We start from the raw sequence: 16,561 nt of genomic DNA, 5'->3' as shown, positions 1-16,561 counted from the left end.
GAGCACAGCAGGTGCTGAGGTTGTCGGTGCCGCCACCTACCGTGCCGGCATGTCCAGCTCCCCCGCCCTCACCGACGGGGTCCAGGCCACCTTCGAGGACCTCGGGACCCCGCTGGCAGACGTCACCTTCGTGGTGTTCGACCTGGAGACCACGGGCACCAACTCGACCGAGAGCGAGATCACGGAGTTCGGTGCCGTCAAGGTCCGCGGCGGCGAGGTGCTCGGCGAGTTCCAGACCCTCGTACGCCCGGCCCGGGGCATCCCGCCGTACATCCAGGTGCTCACCGGCATCACCACGGCGATGGTGGCCCGGGCCCCTTCCATCGAGGAGGTGCTCCCCACCTTCCTGGAGTTCGCCGGGGACGCGGTGCTCGTGGCCCACAACGCCCGCTTCGACACCGGCTTCGTGCGCCACGCCTGCGGGCGGCAGGGACGCCGGGCCCCCACCAACCCGGTGCTCGACACGGTCCACCTGGCCCGGCAGCTCCTGCCCCGCTCGGAGGTGCGCAACCACAAGCTGTCCACGCTCGCCCAGCACCTCGGGGCCCGCACCACACCCACCCACCGTGCCCTGGACGACGCCCGCGCCACGGTCGACGTCCTCCACGGCCTCATCGAGCGCGTGGGGCCGCTGGGCGTCCACTCCCTCGAGGAGCTGCTGGCCTACACCCGCCGCGTCCCGGAGGCACGGCGCCGCAAGCGCTCCCTCGCCGCAGACCTCCCGGAGGCACCGGGGGTCTACCGCTTCCTCGACGCGCAGGGCGAGGTGCTCTACGTGGGCACGGCCGTCAACATCCGCCGCCGCGTGGGCCAGTACTTCACCGCCTCGGAGACCCGCCGCCGCATGGAGGACATGGTGCGGCTGGCCGAGAAGGTGGTGCCCATCGTCTGCCCCACGGCCCTGGAGGCATCGGTCCGCGAGCTGCGCCTCATCCACGAGCACCAGCCGCGCTACAACCGCGCCGGTCGGAAGGCGGGCTCGCTGCCCTACGTGCGCCTCACCGACGAGCCGTTCCCCCGCCTCTCGGTGGTGCGCGCGGTGTCCACCGACGGCGCGACGCACATCGGCCCCTTCCCCAGCACCTCCGCCGCCCGCGAGGCGGTGGCCGCCCTGCACTGCGCCCTGCCGCTGCGGCAGTGCACGCAGCGCATCACCGAGGCCTCCGCGGCCCGGTCCACCACCGCCTGCGCCCTGGCCGACCTGGGCCGCTGCGGAGCCCCCTGCACGGGCGCCACCTCGCGCGCGGAGTACGCGCTGGTCGCCGAGGAGGCACGCCACGCCCTGCGCGACGACCACCGGGCCGCCTGGCGGCACCTCAGCGACCGGATGGAGTCCCTCGCCGCCAGTGAGCGGTTCGAGGAAGCCCGCGCACTGCGCGACGGAGCGCGGTCCTACCTGCGCGCAGCAGCACGGAGGCAACGCCACGAGGCGCTCGCGGACCTCGAGGAGCTGGTCGCCGCCGCCCCCATGACCGCCGGGGGCTGGGAGCTCGTGTGCATCCGCCACGGCCGACTCGCCGGCACGGCCCTGGCGCCCCGCGGCACCGACCCGATGCCGGTGGTGGACTCGCTGCGCGCCACCGCCGAGGTGGTGGCGCCGCGGCCCGACGGCTCCCCGGCCGCCCTGCCGGGCGAGGCCGACCTCGTCCTGGGCTGGCTGGAGCGCGAGGGCGTCCGCCTGGTGACCTCCAGCGGAGGGTGGGCCTCCCCCATCCACTCGGCGGCCGCGGTGACCGGCGTCCTCGACGCCGCGGTGTCGGCGGATCTGCCTGCCCCGGGCCGGCGGGGCCGGGGCTAGGGTGGCGGCATGATCTCCGCCATCGTCCTGATCCACGCAGAGTCCGCCCGCATCCCCCAGGTGGCCACGAGCATCGTGGAGATCCCGGGTGTCGAGAAGGTCTACTCCACCGCCGGCGCGGTCGACCTCATCGCGGTGGTCAAGGTGGAGAAGCACGAGGAGTTCGCCGACGTGATCGCCGATCGTCTCAACAAGGTCGAGGGCATCACCGACACCGAGACGCACATCGCGTTCCGCACCTACTCGGCCCAGGACGAGGCCGAGGCCTTCGCCATCGGCCTCGACGACTGACCGTCGGGCGGGGCGCCGCCCCTCAGGCGGCTCCCGGCCGGGTCGCCCGGACCCACTCCGCGAGAACGCCAGCGGCCGCACCGGAGCCGATGGTCTCCCGGGCCACCTCCACGTGGCGGGCCACGAGCCGCTCGAAGCCGTCCTGGTCCAGCTCCTGCGGGGCCTCGGTGGCCGTCGCCAGGGCCACCCCGGCGTTGAGCACCACGGCCTCGGTGGCCGGACCGTCGGCACCGGCGAGCACCCGGCGCGCCACCTCGGCGTTGTGGGCGGCGTCCCCGCCCCGGAGTTCCTCGATGGTGTGACGCCGCACCCCCACGGCCTCCGGCTCGAGCACGAAGGAAGTGATCTGCCCCCCTCGCACCCACCGCACGTCGGTGGGACCGGCCGGGCTGGCCTCGTCCAGGCCCTCCCGCCCGCGCATCACCGTCGCGGTGGTGCCCCGGTCGGCGAACACGCCCGACAGGATCTCCATGGCCCGCTCCTGCGCGCACCCCACCACGGACACCTGCGGGCGGGCCGGGTTGGTGATGGGCCCCAGGATGTTGAAGGCGGTCGGGATGCCCAACCCGCGCCGGGCCGTCGCCGCGAAGCGCATCGAGGGGTGGAAGGTCTGGGCGAAGGCGAACGAGATGCCGGCCTGCCCGGCCACGCGCGCCACGTCCTCGGGCTCCATCGTGAGGTCCACCCCGAGGGCCTCGAGCACGTCCGCCGCCCCGGACTTCGAGGACGCCGCCCGGTTGCCGTGCTTGACCACCGTCACGCCGGCCGCGGCCGCGACGACGCACGCCATCGTGGAGATGTTCACGGTGTCGTACCCGTCGCCGCCGGTCCCGACGATGTCCACCAGCGGGCGCCCACCGGACTCGACCGGCAGCGGTACCGCGTGCCCCACCATCACGTCGGCCAGCGCGCGCACCTCCTCCACGGTCTCCCCCTTGGCCCGCAGGGCCACCAGGAAGCCCGCCACCTCCACGTCCGTGGCGCGGCCGGACATCACCTCGTCCATGGCCCAGGAGGCGGTGGCACGATCGAGGTCCCGACCGGCCAGGAGGTCGGTCAGGACGGTCCGCCAGGTCCGGTCACCGGGTGCGCTCGCCATGGGCGCACTCTATGGCCACCCCACGGCCGTCACCGACGTCGCACCCCAAGGCCCGGCACGGTCACCCAGGGGCCTTCCCGACCGTGCGTGTCGCGCGCGGTGGCGCGGCAGGAGGCGGCAAATCTGCGACGCGCCGTCGTAGTGGACCAGCCCCTCCCCGCAACGGCTGGGGCCATGGTCCATAATGCTCGCGTGGCGACTGTGAACTATTCCCCTGCGCAAGCCGAGATCCGCTCGAACGCTCTCGGCCCGGTGACGCGTCCGAACATGGCCGCGGTCGGAACGATCGTGTGGCTCGGCTCCGAGCTCATGTTCTTCGCCGGTCTCTTCGCGATCTACTTCACGCTCCGTGCGGTTGCTCCCCACCTGTGGGACCTGCACACCCCGGAGCTGAACGTGCCCTTCGCGCTGGGCAACACGATGATCCTGGTCATCTCCTCGGTGTGGTGCCAGATCGGCGTGATGAAGGCCGAGCACGGCCAGTCCTCGCGCACCGGCGGCCTGTTCGAGATCGGCAAGTGGGGCATGCGCGAGTGGTACGTGCTGACCTACGTCTTCGGCTCCATCTTCATCGCCGGTCAGGTGCTGGAGTACGCCGAGCTCGTGCACGAGGGCTTCACCCTGCAGACCGACTCGTACACGTCGATCTTCTACCTGGCCACCGGCTTCCACGGCATCCACGTGCTGGGCGGTCTGATCGCCTTCCTGCTGATCATCGGCCGCACGTTCACCACCCGCCACTACTCGCACTCGCAGGCCACGGGCGCCATCGTCACCAGCTACTACTGGCACTTCGTCGATGTCGTGTGGATCGTCCTGTTCGCGTCGATCTACCTGCTGAAGTGACGCCCTCGGTGTCCACCCCCCGTTCCGCCCCCGAGTCCCTCGACGATTGGTCCGACCGATGAACTCCCTCCTCGATCTCCGGCGCCACCCGGCTGCCATCCTGGTGCTGCTGCTCGCGGCACTGGCCGTGATGGGTGGCCTCTACACCGCGCTGAAGCCCACCGACGTCCAGGCCGAGGCCCCCGCCGCTGCCTCCGCCGACGACGTCAAGGAGGGCGACAAGCTCTTCCAGGCCAACTGCGCCACCTGCCACGGCAAGAACGGCGAGGGCATCACCGATGCCGGCCCGTCCCTCGTGGGCGTCGGCGCCGCCGCGGTCGACTTCCAGGTCGCCACCGGCCGCATGCCGCTGAGCGGCCCGGGCGTGCAGGCCAAGCGCAAGGCCCCCCAGTTCGACCAGAAGCAGATCGACCAGATGGCCGCCTTCGTCGCGAGCCTCGGCAACGGACCCTCCACCCCCGAGGCCGAGTACACCGACCTCAAGGGCGCCGACCCCGCCCACGGTGGTGAGCTCTACCGCGTCAACTGCGCCATGTGCCACAACTTCAACGGCTCCGGTGGCGCCCTGACGCGCGGCAAGTTCGCCCCCACGCTGGAGGGCGTCGAGCCGAAGCACATCTACGAGGCCATGGAGACCGGCCCTCAGAACATGCCGGTGTTCAACGACCAGAACCTCTCGCCCCAGGACAAGGAGGACATCGCCGCCTACCTGGACGAGATGCACTCCTCGCCCAACCAAGGCGGTAACGACCTCGGCAACCTCGGCCCGGTGGCCGACGGTGTGTTCATCTGGACCCTCGGCATCGGCCTGTTCCTGGGTGCCGCCTACTGGCTGACCCGGAAGTCCAGCTGATGCCCCCCGCCCACATCCCTGCCCACGGAGAGGACGCCATGTCGCACGGCTCCCACCCCCTGGCCCGCCACGAGGGTGACTCCCACCACGACGTGGTGCCCGACCACTTCGAGAACCCCGGCCACCCGCCGCACGTGCTGCGCTGGGCCGACGTCGACCCTGCCGCCGCGCGCCGCGCGGAGCGCCAGGTCGCCGGCTTCTTCCTGCTGTCCATCATCGGCACGCTGGCCTTCATCGTCGCGTACTTCTGGATGGACCAGGACGCCGTCGGCACCGTGCCCGGCATCGGCGCGCAGAACCTGTACCACCTGGTGCTCGGCGTGACGATGGCCCTGTCCCTGCTCGGCATCGGCCTGGGTGTCGTCCACTGGTCCAAGACCCTCATGGACGACCACGAGGTCACCGAGGAGCGCCACGTGCTGGCCTCCGACGCCGAGACCCGCCGGGGCTTCGGCGACACGATCGCCGAGGGCCTGGAGTCCTCGCAGATCATGCGTCGCCCGCTCATCAAGTACACGCTCGGCGGCGCGCTGGGCCTGTTCGCCCTCCCGCTGGGCATCCAGCTGGTCGGCTCGATGGGCCCGCTCCCCCGCAACGACCTCGAGGAGACGTTCTGGGACAAGGGCATGCGTCTGGTCACCGACCCCGACGGCATCCCGATCAAGGCCGCCGACGTGAGCAAGGGATCGGTCTTCCACGTGCTGCCCGAGGGCATCAACGAGGCCGAGCACCCGCTGGACGAGAAGGCCAAGGCCTCCGTCCTGCTGATGCGCCTGAACCCGGACGACATCCAGTCCGACAAGCAGCGCGAGTGGGGTTACGAGGGCATCGTGGCCTACTCCAAGATCTGCACCCACGTGGGTTGCCCCGTTGCTCTGTACGAGCAGCAGACCCACCACCTGCTGTGCCCCTGCCACCAGTCGACCTTCGACGTGACGCAGGACTGCAAGGTCATCTTCGGCCCGGCCAAGCGCCCGCTGCCGCAGCTGAAGATCTCCGTCGACGAAGAGGGTTACCTCACCGCCGACCAGGGCTTCACCGAGCCGGTCGGCCCGAGCTACTGGGAGCGTGAGCTGTGAGCACCGCTGCAGAGTCCCGCACGGCGCGTACGACGCGCCCCGCACCGGTCGTCGCGCCGACGCAGCGCGGCCCGATCCAGAACGTCGCCACCTGGGTGGACGCCCGCACCGGTGGTGCCGGCTTCACCCGGTACCTGATGCGCAAGGTGTTCCCGGACCACTGGTCGTTCATGATCGGTGAGATCGCCATGTACTCGATGGTGGTCTGCCTGGTCTCGGGTGTCTTCCTCACGATGTGGTTCGTCCCCTCCATGGCGCACACCGTCTACGAGGGCGACTACGAGCCGCTGCGCGGCATCGGCATCTCCGAGGCGTACAACTCCTCGCTGGCCATCAGCTTCGACATCAAGGGTGGTCTGCTCATGCGGCAGATCCACCACTGGGCCGCGCTGATCTTCATCGTCGCCATCATGCTGCACGCCCTGCGCGTGTTCTTCACCGGCGCGTTCCGCAAGCCGCGTGAGATCAACTGGGTGATCGGCTGCATGCTGTCGATGATCGCCATCTTCGAGGGCTTCATGGGCTACTCGCTGCCGGACGACCTCCTGTCGGGTACCGGTGTGCGCGCCATGCAGGGCTTCCTGATGTCGGCCCCGATCGTGGGCACCTACCTGTCGTACATGCTGTTCGGCGGTGGCTTCCCGGGCGAGATGATCATCCCCCGCTTCTACGCCTTCCACGTGCTGATCATCCCGGCCATCCTGGTGGGTGTGTTCGCGGCCCACATCATCCTGGTGGCCGTGCACAAGCACACCCAGTACCCCGGACCGGGCCGGACCAACGACAACGTCGTCGGTTTCCGCGTGATGCCGGTGTACGCCGCGAAGGCCGGTGGCTTCTTCTTCATCGTCTTCGGCCTCATCGTGCTGATCTCGGCCCTGGTCACGATCAACCCGATCTGGGCGTACGGCCCCTACGAGCCCACCCAGGTGACGGCCGGTTCTCAGCCCGACTGGTACATGGGCTTCGCCGACGGCGCCCTGCGCCTGCTGCCGGGAAGCTTCGAGTTCGTGCTGTTCGACCGCACCTTCTCGATGAACATCTTCCCGGGCTCGCTGTTCCTCATCCCGTTCATGTACGGCATCGCGATGGTCTACCCCTTCCTCGAGGCGTGGGTCACCGGTGACGACCGTGAGCACCACCTGCTGCAGTACCCGTACAACGCGCCGGTGCGTGCCGGTCTGGGTGCCGCCTTCTTCACCGTCTACCTGGTGCTGTGGGCCGCGGCCGGCAACGACATCATGGCCATCAAGCTGGGGCTGTCGATCAACGACGTCACCAACGTGCTGCGCGCGCTGTTCTTCATCGGGCCGGTGGTCGTGTTCTTCGTCGTGAAGCGCATCTGCCTCTCGCTGCAGCGTCGCGACCGCGACAAGGTGCTGCACGGCCGTGAGTCGGGTCGCATCGTCCGCACCCCGGAGGGTCGCTTCTTCGAGGCGCACGAGGAGCTCTCGGACTACGAGCGCTGGAACCTCGTGCAGCACCCGGACTACCGGGCGCTCACGGCCGAGGAGATCGCCGGCACCGACGAGAACGGCGTGCAGCGCGACCCGTCCTTCATGGACAAGGCCCGCGCCCGCATGACCTCGTTCTTCTTCGAGGACCGCATCCCCGCGGTGACCCCGGCCGAGCTGGCCGAGGCGCACGCCGACGAGCACCACGCCCACGACCACCACCTGGCCGTCCAGGCCCAGAACGAGGTCGCCGTCGTGGAGGAGTCGCTGCAGGGCCAGAAGCGCCACTGACGCGACACCACCCCTGAACGGGCCGCTCTCCCACCGGGAGGGCGGCCCGTTCCGCGTCCCCGCCCTCCTCCCTCGTGGTCCGGGCGCTGCCGGCGCCTCATCCGGGCGCTGCCGGGACAGGCTCGCCTGCCCGGCGCGACGGTGCCCACCTTGAGATACTCCGACCATGGACAGCCGCCGGTACGCCCTCTCCCGCGAGGAGTTCGAGGAGGCCGTCGGCGACGGCCTGGACCGCCTCCCGGAGCGCCTCGTCGACCGCATGGACAACGTGGTGATCCTCGTGGAGGAGGAGCCCACGCCAGAGCAGCTCGCCAGCATCCGCGAGCCGGGCGCCCACGGCCAGGGCACGTCCCTGTTCGGCCTGTACGAGGGGGTGCCGCTCCCCCAGCGCAGCGGCTTCCACCCGCCCCACGTGCCGGACCGCGTGTTCATCTTCCGCGGCCCCCTCTCCCGGGCCTTCCGCACGCCCCACGCGCTGCGCGAGCAGGTCGCCGTCACCGTCCTGCACGAGGTGGGGCACCACTTCGGCATCGACGACGACCGGCTGCACGAACTCGGCTGGGGCTGACGAGTCACGCAAGCGGCGGGCCCCACCCCACGACCCCGGGCCACCAGCGCTCGATGAGGACACCACCAGGAGGAACCATGGACACTCCCGCAGCGCGGCACCCCGAACGCACCGACCCACCCACCGGGCACCCCGGGGAGCCCCACGCCGCCAGCGCCGCCTCCCGGCTCAACTGGCTCCGCGCAGGGGTGCTCGGCGCCAACGACGGCGTCGTGTCCACCTCTGGCCTTGTCATCGGCGTGGCGGCTGCCTCGGCCTCCGACTCGGCGATCCTCGCCGCCGGCATGGCCGGACTGGCCGCCGGTGCCCTCTCCATGGGGGTCGGTGAGTACGTGTCGGTGTCCACGCAGCGCGACACCGAGACCGCGCTGCTGGCCAAGGAACGCCACGAGCTGGCCACCATGCCCGAGGAGGAGCTGGAGGAGCTGGCCGCCCTCTACGCCGCCAAGGGCCTCGACCCCGAGCTGGCACGCGAGGTGGCCGTCCAGCTGACCGCCCACGACGCCCTGGGCGCCCACGCGGAGGTCGAGCTGGGCCTCGACGAGGACGAGCTCACCAACCCCTGGCAGGCGGCCGCTGCCTCGATGCTGGCCTTCACCCTCGGGGCGCTCATCCCCCTGCTCACGATCCTGCTCCTGCCTCCCTCCGTGCGCGTGGCGGGCACCGCCGTCGCGGCGGCCGCGGCCCTCGCGCTCGCCGGCTGGTCCAGCGCCGTGCTGGGCGGCGCGGCCATCGGCCGGGCGGTGGCACGCAACGTCGGCGGCGGCATCCTGGCCATGGCCATCACCTACGGCGTCGGCGCGCTCGTGGGCACCTCGGTGGGCTGAGCCCCCTCCGATCCTCCTCCGGCACACACGAAGGAGCCCGCCCCCTGTCCAGGGGGCGGGCTCCTTCGTGTGTGCGGCGCTGGGCCTCAGACGTGGTGCGGACCGGAGAAGTACTCGTAGGTCCAGCCGATCACGGAGAAGATCAGCATGGCCATGCCGAGCACCACCATCCACCAGCCGATGGCCACGCCCATGAAGACGACGGCACCGGACAGGGCGAGCCACAGCGGCTGCCAGGAGTACGGCGCGAAGTTGCCGTAGTGACCGGCGACCTGGTCGATGTGGCCGTAGCGGTCGTCCTCCGGGCGGGTGGCCGGGAGGGTCTTGGCGGTGACGCCGATGTACCAGCCGATCATGCCCACCATGCCGGCGCAGAGCAGCAGGCCGACCCAGCCGACCGGCTCGTTCCAGCCACTCCAGAAGCCGTACAGCAGCCAGAAGGCCAGGAACGGAGGAACCAGGTACCAGAAGAGCTTGCCTTCAACCTTCATGGGCGTTCCTCACTTGTCCGTGGTGCGAACGGTGGCGCGGGCGTCACCGTAGTCGGCGTTGTCGTGGCGACCGTCCTCCTTGACGCCGCCCTCGTCCGGGGCGTCGGCCAGCTGGCCCATGACACCGGAGTCGGGGGTCGGGGCGTCCAGCGCGGCGACCTCGGGGTGGTTGAGGTCGAACACCGGGCGCTCGGAGCGGATGCGCGGGATGGCGTTGAAGTTGTGGCGCGGCGGCGGGCAGCTGGTGGCCCACTCGAGGGAGGAGCCCCAGCCCCACGGGTCGTCCACGTCGACCTTCTCGCCCTTCTTGGCGGTGATGTAGACGTTCCAGAAGAACGGCAGCATCGAGACGGCGAGCATGAACGCACCGACCGTGGAGATCTGGTTCAGGAAGGTGAACCCGTCCTCGACCATGTAGTCGGCGTAACGACGCGGCATGCCCTCGACACCCAGCACGTGCTGCACCAGGAAGGTGATGTGGAAGCCGAAGAACAGGATCCAGAAGTGGATCTTGCCCAGGGTCTCGTTGAGCATCTTGCCGGTGAACTTGGGCCACCAGAAGTAGAAGCCCGCGAACATCGCGAACACCACGGTTCCGAAGATCACGTAGTGGAAGTGGGCCACCACGAAGTAGGAGTCCGTCAGGTGCAGGTCCACCGCGGGGGCGGACAGGACGATGCCGGTCAGACCACCGAAGAGGAAGGTCACGAGGAAGCCGAGCGACCACAGCATCGGGGTCTCGAAGCTCAGCGAGCCGCCCCACATGGTGCCGATCCAGTTGAAGAACTTCACGCCGGTGGGCACCGCGATGAGCATGGTCATCACGGAGAAGAAGGGCAGCAGCACCTGGCCGGTGCCGAACATGTGGTGGGCCCACACGGACATCGACAGCGCGGCGATGGTGATCGTCGCCATGATCAGGGTCTTGTAGCCGAAGATCGGCTTGCGGCTGAACACCGGGACGATCTCGCTGATGATGCCGAAGAACGGCAGGGCGATGATGTACACCTCGGGGTGGCCGAAGAACCAGAACAGGTGCTGCCACAGCATGGCGCCACCGTTGGAGACGTCGTAGATGTGCGTGCCGACGATGCGGTCGGCGGCCATGCCGAACATGGCGGCGGTCAGCACCGGGAAGACCAGCAGCACCAGGATCGAGGTCACCAGGACGGTCCAGGTGAAGATCGGCATACGGAACATGGTCATGCCCGGCGCACGCATGCAGATGATCGTGACGATGAAGTTCACCGAACCAAGGATGGTTCCGAAACCACTCAGACCCAGACCCATGACCCAGAGGTCACCACCCAGCCCGGGGCTGTAGGTGGGGCCGGCCAGCGGCTGGTAGGCGAACCAGCCGAAGGAGGCAGCGCCGTCCGGGGACAGGAAGCTGGCGGCGGCGATGAGGCCACCGAACAGGTAGAGCCAGTAGGCGAACATGTTCAGACGCGGGAAGGCCACGTCCGGGGCGCCGATCTGCAGCGGCATGAGCGCGTTCGCGAAGCCCGCGAAGAGCGGCGTCGCGAAGAGCAGCAGCATGATCGTGCCGTGCATGGTGAACAGCGCGTTGAACTGGTCCTTGGACTGCAGGACCTGCATGCCCGGGTCGAACAGCTCGGCGCGGATGAACAGCGCCATGAGCCCGCCGAGGCAGAACCACGCCACGGTGGTGATGAAGTAGAGGTTTCCGATCACCTTGTGGTCGGTGGTCGTCAGGTACTTGACCGCCAGGGCACCGGCCCGCGTTTGCGGACGAGCCACGCTGTGCGCCTCGTCAGCCACGCGGGGGGCGACCCCGGGGTGAGAGATGGTAGCCATCAGTTGTCCTTCCCGCCCTTGCTGATCCACTCGTTGTGCTTCGGGTCGCGCTCGTGCACGCCCTTCTCACCCTGGATCAGCTCCTTGCGGTCGTAGCCGGTGTCCAGGAAGCCCTGCTTGCCGTCGTCGGCCAGCTTCTTCATCTGCTTGTCGTACTCGTCGCGCTCGACCACCTTCACCTGGAAGAGCATCTCCGAGTGGTAGGTGCCGCAGAGCTCGGCACACTTGCCCTGGTAGGTGCCCACCTTGGTGGGGGTCACCTGAAAGCGGTTCACCACACCCGGGATCATGTCCAGCTTCTGGAGGAACTGGGGCACCCAGAAGGAGTGGATGACGTCGCGCGAGGTGAGCACGAACTCGGTGCGCTCGTTGACCGGCAGGTACAGGGTGGGCAGCTTGTCGGCCACACCGTCCTTGCCCGTGAGCACGGCCTGCTGGCCGGAGTCGTGCACGTCGTCGCTCAGGTAGTTGAAGTCCCAGCTCCACTGCTTGCCGGCGACGTTGACGATGTTCTGCGGCTCCTGCTCGACGCTCATGAGCGCGTCCTCGGTCTTCACGTTCTGCACGAAGAGCGCGGCGACCATGACGATCGGCACGACCGTGTAGAGGATCTCGATCGGCACGTTGTACCGGAACTGCTTGGGGACCTCGGCGTCGTTCTTGCGGCGGTAGGCCAGCACGCACCAGAGCATCAGGCCCCACACCAGGATGCCGACCGCCAGGGCGGCGATCCACATGCCCACCCAGAACGAGATGACGCCGTCGGCATTCTCGCTGGCGCCCTCGGGGAGGTACCCGCGGGCGATCTGGTCCGAGCTCCCGCAGGCGCTCAGGACCATCGCACCGATGGTGGCCGCTCCGGCCAGGACCGCGGGGCGCTTCCAGCGCCGTGTGTGATCGGGGTGCCTGTGCACTCGATGCCACCTTCCGTGAAGCTGTGTCGTCAGTGCACGCGGTTCAGGGGCATGCACTGCAGTTGCCCCATCATCCTACCCAACGTCGGAGTTCGCCACGGGGGCGGCTCGCCGCCACGGATCATCCTCGTCGGTGGCGGCGTCCAGGCGCCGCAGGTACTCCGCGCGCGGCAGCGTGGTCACCCCCATCGAGGCGAGGTGGTCGGTGCGCCACTGCACGTCGACCAGCCCCCGCTCCCCCACCACGTCCATGACGCGCGCCATGCCCACCATCGCCGCCTTCGAGGCGTCCGTGACGTGATGGAACATCGACTCCCCCGCGAAGAAGCCCCCGATCCCCACCCCGTAGAGGCCGCCCACCAGCCGGCTCTCCTGCCACACCTCCACGCTGTGGGCGTGGCCCAGCCGGTGCAACCGGCCGTAGGCCCGCCGAACCGTCGGGGTGATCCACGCGCCCTCGCGCCGGGGGTCGGCGCAGGCGGCGACCACGTCGTCGAAGGCGGCGTCGGTGGTCAGGGTGAACGCCCGCATCGACCGGCGCAGGGACCGGCTCACGTGCAGCCCCCCGGGCAGGAGCACCCCCCGCTCCTCGGGGAACCACCAGCCGACCGGCCCGCTGCCGCCTCCCCCGACCCCCATCGGGAACACGCCGTGCGTGTAGGCCGACAGGAGCGTCTCCGGGGCCAGGTCGCCCCCGACGCCGACGAGGTCGTCCCCCGGCACGGCGCTGGCGACCGCGGCCGCGAAGTCCAGACGGCACCGCAGACGCACGGCTCACCCCCTCCGGTGGGGGTGAGCCGTGCGGTGCCCGGACTCAGCTGAAGGAGTCACCACAGGCGCAGGAGCTGCCCGCGTTCGGGTTGTCGATGGTGAAGCCCTGCTTCTCGATGGTGTCGGCGAAGTCGATGGACGCGCCGTCGAGGTAGGGGGCGCTCATGCGGTCCACGACCACCTCGACGCCGTCGAAGTCACGGGTCAGGTCACCGTCGAGCGTGCGCTCGTCGAAGTACAGCTGGTAGATCAGGCCGGAGCACCCACCGGGCTGCACACCGATGCGCAGGCGCAGGTCGTCGCGGCCCTCCTGGGCGAGCAGGCTCTTGACCTTGTCGGCGGCGACCGGGGTCAGGGTGACGCCGTGGGTGGCCTCGGAGGTGGTCTGGTCCTGGACGGTCATGTCTGTCCTCACTCGGGGTGCGGCTTGATGGGTCCTCAAGGGTACGCCTCGTCCCCGCCGGGCATTCCCGACGGGGACGAGGCGGCGGGGGCGCCGGTCAGTCGGCGAGGCTCGAGAGCAGGAGCGCCTCGGCGACGCAGACCTTCTCGAACTCCCCCAGGTGCAGGCTCTCGTTGGCGCCGTGGGCGCGGGTGTCGGGGTCCTCCACGCCGGTCACGAGGATGGACGCCTCGGGGAACTTCTCGGCGAACATCGCGATGAACGGGATGGAGCCGCCCAGACCGATGTCGACGGCGTCGGTGCCCCAGGCAGCGCCGAAGGCGCTGCGCGCCGCGTCGTAGGCCGGGCCGGAGGCGTCGGCGCGGAAGCCGCTGCCGGCGTCCTGCAGGGTCACCTCGAGGGTGGCACCCCAGGGCGCGTACTCGCGGAGGTGCGCCTCGATGGCCTCGAAGGCGGCCTGCGGGTCCTGCGAGGGCGCCAGGCGGAAGGACAGCAGACCGGTGGTGCTGGCCAGTAGGGTGTTGGAGGCCTCGGAGACCCGCGGGGCGTCCACGCCGATGACGCTGGCGGTCGGCTTGGCCCACAGGCGCTCGGTGAGGCTGCCGGTGCCGACGAGCCGGCTGTCGGGGAGCATCCCGGACTCGCTGCGGAAGTCGGCCTCGTCCATCTCCAGGTCCCCCACCGGGTCGACGGCCAGGCCCTTGACGGCCACGTCGCCGGCCTCGTCGTGCAGGCTGGCGGCCAGGCGGGAGAAAGCGGTGAGCGAGTCCATGGCCGGGCCGCCGTACATACCCGAGTGCACCGCGTGGGAGAGCGTGGAGACCGTCACCTGCACGCGCACCATGCCGCGCAGGGAGGTGGTCAGGGCCGGCACGCCGACCTTCCAGTTGGCCGAGTCGGCCAGGACGATGGCATCGCAGGCCAGCTTGTCGCCGTGCTTCTCGAGGATGTCCGGGAGGCTCTCGGAGCCGTACTCCTCCTCCCCCTCCACGAAGACGGTGACACCCACCGGCGGGCGTCCGTCGTGGGCCCGCAGGGCGGCGACGTGGGCCATGACGCCCGCCTTGTCGTCGGCGCACCCGCGGCCGAAGAGGCGGTCCCCCTTGCGGGTGGGCTCGAAGGGCGGGGTGTCCCAGTCGGCCTCGTCCCCGGGCGGCTGCACGTCGTGGTGGGCGTAGAGCAGCACCGTGGGGGCGCCCTCCGGCGCCGGGAGCGTGCCGATGACCGCCGGCGCCCCACCCTCGGTGACGATCTCCACCTCGAGGCCGGCGCCCTCCAGCAGGCGGGCGGTGGCCTCGGCGGAGGCCTGCACGTGGGACTGGTCGAAGGACGGCATCGACACGCTGGGGATGCGGGCGAGCTCCACCAGCTCGTCGATCACCTGCGGCATGCCGTCCAGGACGGCCTGGCGCAGGGCGGCGTCGTCGCGCCGGGGTGCGGGGGCGGGTGTGTTCTGGGTCATGTCCCCGACCCTATGCGGTGCCCGCGGGCGCTCAGCGCAGGGCGCGGGGCTTCTCGCCGCGGCCCACGGCCGGGCGCGGGGTGCGGGCGCCGCGCATCTGGAAGGAGCGCAGGATGACGTAGGTGGCCAGGCCCTTGCCCTCCTCGGCCCGGCGCGGGAACACGCGGGCGACCTCGCCCCTGAGGCGGCGGGCCAGCAGCCAACCGTCCACGAGCCCGGCGACGAGCATCCCGTAGACGAGCACGAAGATCGGCAGGCGGAAGGTGGCGGCCAGCTCCGGGCGGGCGATCATCACGACGGTGAGCAGCAGGGTCACCAGCAGGATCGGCAGCATGACCTGCCCGACGGTGAAGCGAGAGTCCACGCGGTCACGCACGTAGGCACGCACCGGACCACGGTCGCGCGCCGGCAGGTAGGCGTCGTCCCCGTCGAGCATCCCCTGGCGGGCACGGGCCCGCTCCTCGGCGCGCTCGCGACGCTCGGCCTCCTTGGCGGCCTTGCGGTCGGTCACCACCAGCGGCTTGCGGCGGGCGGCCTGCGCCTCGCGTCGCTTGGGGGTGGGGCGCCCCTTCTTCCGCTGGCCCTCGGGGCGGGTGTCCACCTCCTCCACGGGCTGGGGTTCCTCGGTCTGCACGGTGTCTCGGTGGGCCATGGGCGAAGGGTACGTGGTGACATACTGCGCGACGCAGACCAGCCGGCACCGAACGCACCCACCGAGGGGGAGGGACCACGATGGACCGCACGACGGACCGAGGACGCCGGGACGCTCCCGGGCCCCGCCGCCCCCGCACGGCGCTGGCCCTGGCCCTCACGGTCACCGCCGCCCTCTCGGCGGCCTCCCCCGCCCACGCCGAGCCCGCCCACCGGTACTGGTCGACCTGGACGCTGCAGGGCACCAGCTGGCAGGTGCCCGAGCGCAGCGCCACCGAGGAGGTCCCCGCCGACGGATCCGTCGTCGGGCTGCGCTTCGCCCTGCTCCCGGCGTCGGCCACCAACGGTCGCTCCCCGCGCGCGACGCCGTCGTTCGAGGAGGTGTGCGGCCGGACCGCGCCGGAGGCCGGCACCAAGCGGGTCGGCGTGGTGGTGGACCACGGTCGCCCCGAGGAGTCCGCCTCCCGCCCGCAGGACGCCCCGCAGGTGGAGACGGCCTGCGCCGTGGCCCCGGTGGACGCGACCCTGGTCGCCACCGTGCGCCACGCGCTCGACGTGCAGGGCACCCCGCCGATGGTGTGCGCCGTCGACGGTCACCCGGCCGAGGGCTGCTCGGCCAACCGCGTGGCCGACGCGGACCCGGCCGTGCTGGAGGCCACCGAGGAGCCGGTGGAGCCCGTGCGGCGCACGGCCCCCGAGCCCACCGACCCGGACACGGCGCCCGCGGCGACCCCCTCCCCCGAGGCCTCCCCGTCCCCCTCCGGCGGCGAGGAGTCCGCCGGGGAGGGCCCGGCACCGACCGCCGGCGAGGACGCCCCGGCCGCCCCCGAGCGACGGGAGGCACCGGACGGCGCCCTCGTGCCCTGGTACGTGACGGCCCTGGCCCTGGCCCTGCTCGCCGGCGGGCTCTGGATGCTGCTGCGCCCGCTCCCCGCCGGACGGGGC

At 70.9% G+C, this 16,561-nt stretch carries 17 protein-coding genes; 9 read left to right on the top strand and 8 right to left on the bottom strand.

Annotated features, from left to right (window positions below; translation table 11 throughout):
• Nucleotides 1-49: 49 nt before the first annotated feature.
• Complete coding sequence (locus tag CYJ76_RS06350; protein WP_101849579.1) at nt 50-1,798, top strand: DEDD exonuclease domain-containing protein; 1,749 nt, start codon at nt 50-52, stop codon at nt 1,796-1,798.
• Between the two features lie 9 nt (nt 1,799-1,807).
• A complete protein-coding gene (locus CYJ76_RS06345; protein WP_070706201.1) occupies nt 1,808-2,089 on the top strand; it encodes an Lrp/AsnC family transcriptional regulator in 282 nt (93 codons plus the stop codon).
• A gap of 22 nt (nt 2,090-2,111) precedes the next feature.
• On the opposite strand, the gene trpD is transcribed toward CYJ76_RS06345, so the two are convergent.
• Nucleotides 2,112-3,188: an anthranilate phosphoribosyltransferase gene (gene trpD / locus CYJ76_RS06340; protein WP_101849578.1), complete on the bottom strand. Its 1,077-nt coding sequence runs from the start codon at nt 3,186-3,188 to the stop codon at nt 2,112-2,114.
• Between the two features lie 174 nt (nt 3,189-3,362).
• Between trpD and ctaE the strand changes: the two genes are divergently transcribed.
• From ctaE to CYJ76_RS06310, 6 genes are all read left to right on the top strand, one after another.
• Nucleotides 3,363-4,034, top strand: a complete 672-nt coding sequence (gene ctaE / locus CYJ76_RS06335; protein ID WP_446685147.1) for an aa3-type cytochrome oxidase subunit III — start codon at nt 3,363-3,365, stop codon at nt 4,032-4,034.
• A gap of 58 nt (nt 4,035-4,092) precedes the next feature.
• Nucleotides 4,093-4,887, top strand: a complete 795-nt coding sequence (qcrC, locus tag CYJ76_RS06330) for a cytochrome bc1 complex diheme cytochrome c subunit (RefSeq protein WP_070706198.1) — start codon at nt 4,093-4,095, stop codon at nt 4,885-4,887.
• 38 nt (nt 4,888-4,925) lie between these two features.
• Nucleotides 4,926-5,966 carry a cytochrome bc1 complex Rieske iron-sulfur subunit gene (qcrA, locus tag CYJ76_RS06325; RefSeq protein WP_070706197.1) on the top strand — a complete coding sequence of 347 codons (1,041 nt, stop codon included), beginning with the start codon at nt 4,926-4,928 and terminating at the stop codon, nt 5,964-5,966.
• Complete coding sequence (gene qcrB, locus CYJ76_RS06320) at nt 5,963-7,711, top strand: cytochrome bc1 complex cytochrome b subunit (protein WP_070706196.1); 1,749 nt, start codon at nt 5,963-5,965, stop codon at nt 7,709-7,711. The genes qcrA and qcrB overlap by 4 nt, the downstream gene beginning before the upstream one ends.
• Before the next feature lie 166 nt (nt 7,712-7,877).
• A complete protein-coding gene (locus tag CYJ76_RS06315) occupies nt 7,878-8,279 on the top strand; it encodes a metallopeptidase family protein (protein WP_070706195.1) in 402 nt (133 codons plus the stop codon).
• Between the two features lie 77 nt (nt 8,280-8,356).
• Complete coding sequence (locus CYJ76_RS06310; RefSeq protein ID WP_070706194.1) at nt 8,357-9,106, top strand: VIT1/CCC1 transporter family protein; 750 nt, start codon at nt 8,357-8,359, stop codon at nt 9,104-9,106.
• An 86-nt stretch (nt 9,107-9,192) separates the two neighbouring features.
• On the opposite strand, the gene CYJ76_RS06305 is transcribed toward CYJ76_RS06310, so the two are convergent.
• From CYJ76_RS06305 to CYJ76_RS06275, 7 genes are all read right to left on the bottom strand, one after another.
• Nucleotides 9,193-9,597: a cytochrome c oxidase subunit 4 gene (locus tag CYJ76_RS06305; RefSeq protein WP_070703681.1), complete on the bottom strand. Its 405-nt coding sequence runs from the start codon at nt 9,595-9,597 to the stop codon at nt 9,193-9,195.
• Between the two features lie 9 nt (nt 9,598-9,606).
• Nucleotides 9,607-11,415 (bottom strand): aa3-type cytochrome oxidase subunit I, encoded by a 1,809-nt coding sequence (ctaD, locus tag CYJ76_RS06300; protein WP_070703683.1) that lies wholly within the window; start codon nt 11,413-11,415, stop codon nt 9,607-9,609.
• Nucleotides 11,415-12,329: an aa3-type cytochrome oxidase subunit II gene (gene ctaC / locus CYJ76_RS06295; RefSeq protein WP_101849577.1), complete on the bottom strand. Its 915-nt coding sequence runs from the start codon at nt 12,327-12,329 to the stop codon at nt 11,415-11,417. The genes ctaD and ctaC overlap by 1 nt, the downstream gene beginning before the upstream one ends.
• A 75-nt stretch (nt 12,330-12,404) precedes the next feature.
• Nucleotides 12,405-13,100, bottom strand: a complete 696-nt coding sequence (aat, locus tag CYJ76_RS06290; RefSeq protein ID WP_070703687.1) for a leucyl/phenylalanyl-tRNA--protein transferase — start codon at nt 13,098-13,100, stop codon at nt 12,405-12,407.
• A 43-nt stretch (nt 13,101-13,143) separates the two neighbouring features.
• Nucleotides 13,144-13,503 carry a HesB/IscA family protein gene (locus CYJ76_RS06285; protein ID WP_070703688.1) on the bottom strand — a complete coding sequence of 120 codons (360 nt, stop codon included), beginning with the start codon at nt 13,501-13,503 and terminating at the stop codon, nt 13,144-13,146.
• Between the two features lie 97 nt (nt 13,504-13,600).
• Complete coding sequence (locus CYJ76_RS06280) at nt 13,601-14,965, bottom strand: dipeptidase (protein ID WP_101849576.1); 1,365 nt, start codon at nt 14,963-14,965, stop codon at nt 13,601-13,603.
• Nucleotides 14,966-14,996: 31 nt separating this feature from the next.
• Nucleotides 14,997-15,617, bottom strand: a complete 621-nt coding sequence (locus tag CYJ76_RS06275) for a DUF3043 domain-containing protein (protein WP_070703692.1) — start codon at nt 15,615-15,617, stop codon at nt 14,997-14,999.
• Nucleotides 15,618-15,697: 80 nt separating this feature from the next.
• Here CYJ76_RS06275 and CYJ76_RS12440 point away from each other — a divergent pair.
• Nucleotides 15,698-16,561 (top strand): SCO2322 family protein (locus tag CYJ76_RS12440; protein ID WP_101849575.1); only part of this gene is annotated, 864 nt, incomplete at its 3' end.

This window comes from Kytococcus schroeteri (assembly GCF_002847825.1).
GTDB lineage: Bacteria > Actinomycetota > Actinomycetes > Actinomycetales > Dermatophilaceae > Kytococcus > Kytococcus schroeteri.
This window is presented reverse-complemented; position numbering and strand designations above follow the sequence as displayed.

Excerpts from the sequence above, each read along its gene's own strand:
- qcrC (WP_070706198.1), top strand. The coding sequence starts at position 4,093 with ATGAACTCCCTCCTCGATCTCCGGCGCCACCCGGCTGCCATCCTGGTG.
- CYJ76_RS06280 (WP_101849576.1), bottom strand. The coding sequence starts at position 14,965 with ATGACCCAGAACACACCCGCCCCCGCACCCCGGCGCGACGACGCCGCC.
- CYJ76_RS06275 (WP_070703692.1), bottom strand. The coding sequence starts at position 15,617 with ATGGCCCACCGAGACACCGTGCAGACCGAGGAACCCCAGCCCGTGGAG.
- CYJ76_RS06310 (WP_070706194.1), top strand. The coding sequence starts at position 8,357 with ATGGACACTCCCGCAGCGCGGCACCCCGAACGCACCGACCCACCCACC.
- CYJ76_RS06315 (WP_070706195.1), top strand. The coding sequence starts at position 7,878 with ATGGACAGCCGCCGGTACGCCCTCTCCCGCGAGGAGTTCGAGGAGGCC.
- ctaE (WP_446685147.1), top strand. The coding sequence starts at position 3,363 with ATGGTCCATAATGCTCGCGTGGCGACTGTGAACTATTCCCCTGCGCAA.
- qcrA (WP_070706197.1), top strand. The coding sequence starts at position 4,926 with ATGTCGCACGGCTCCCACCCCCTGGCCCGCCACGAGGGTGACTCCCAC.
- CYJ76_RS06305 (WP_070703681.1), bottom strand. The coding sequence starts at position 9,597 with ATGAAGGTTGAAGGCAAGCTCTTCTGGTACCTGGTTCCTCCGTTCCTG.
- CYJ76_RS06350 (WP_101849579.1), top strand. The coding sequence starts at position 50 with ATGTCCAGCTCCCCCGCCCTCACCGACGGGGTCCAGGCCACCTTCGAG.
- ctaD (WP_070703683.1), bottom strand. The coding sequence starts at position 11,415 with ATGGCTACCATCTCTCACCCCGGGGTCGCCCCCCGCGTGGCTGACGAG.
- CYJ76_RS06345 (WP_070706201.1), top strand. The coding sequence starts at position 1,808 with ATGATCTCCGCCATCGTCCTGATCCACGCAGAGTCCGCCCGCATCCCC.
- trpD (WP_101849578.1), bottom strand. The coding sequence starts at position 3,188 with ATGGCGAGCGCACCCGGTGACCGGACCTGGCGGACCGTCCTGACCGAC.
- CYJ76_RS06285 (WP_070703688.1), bottom strand. The coding sequence starts at position 13,503 with ATGACCGTCCAGGACCAGACCACCTCCGAGGCCACCCACGGCGTCACC.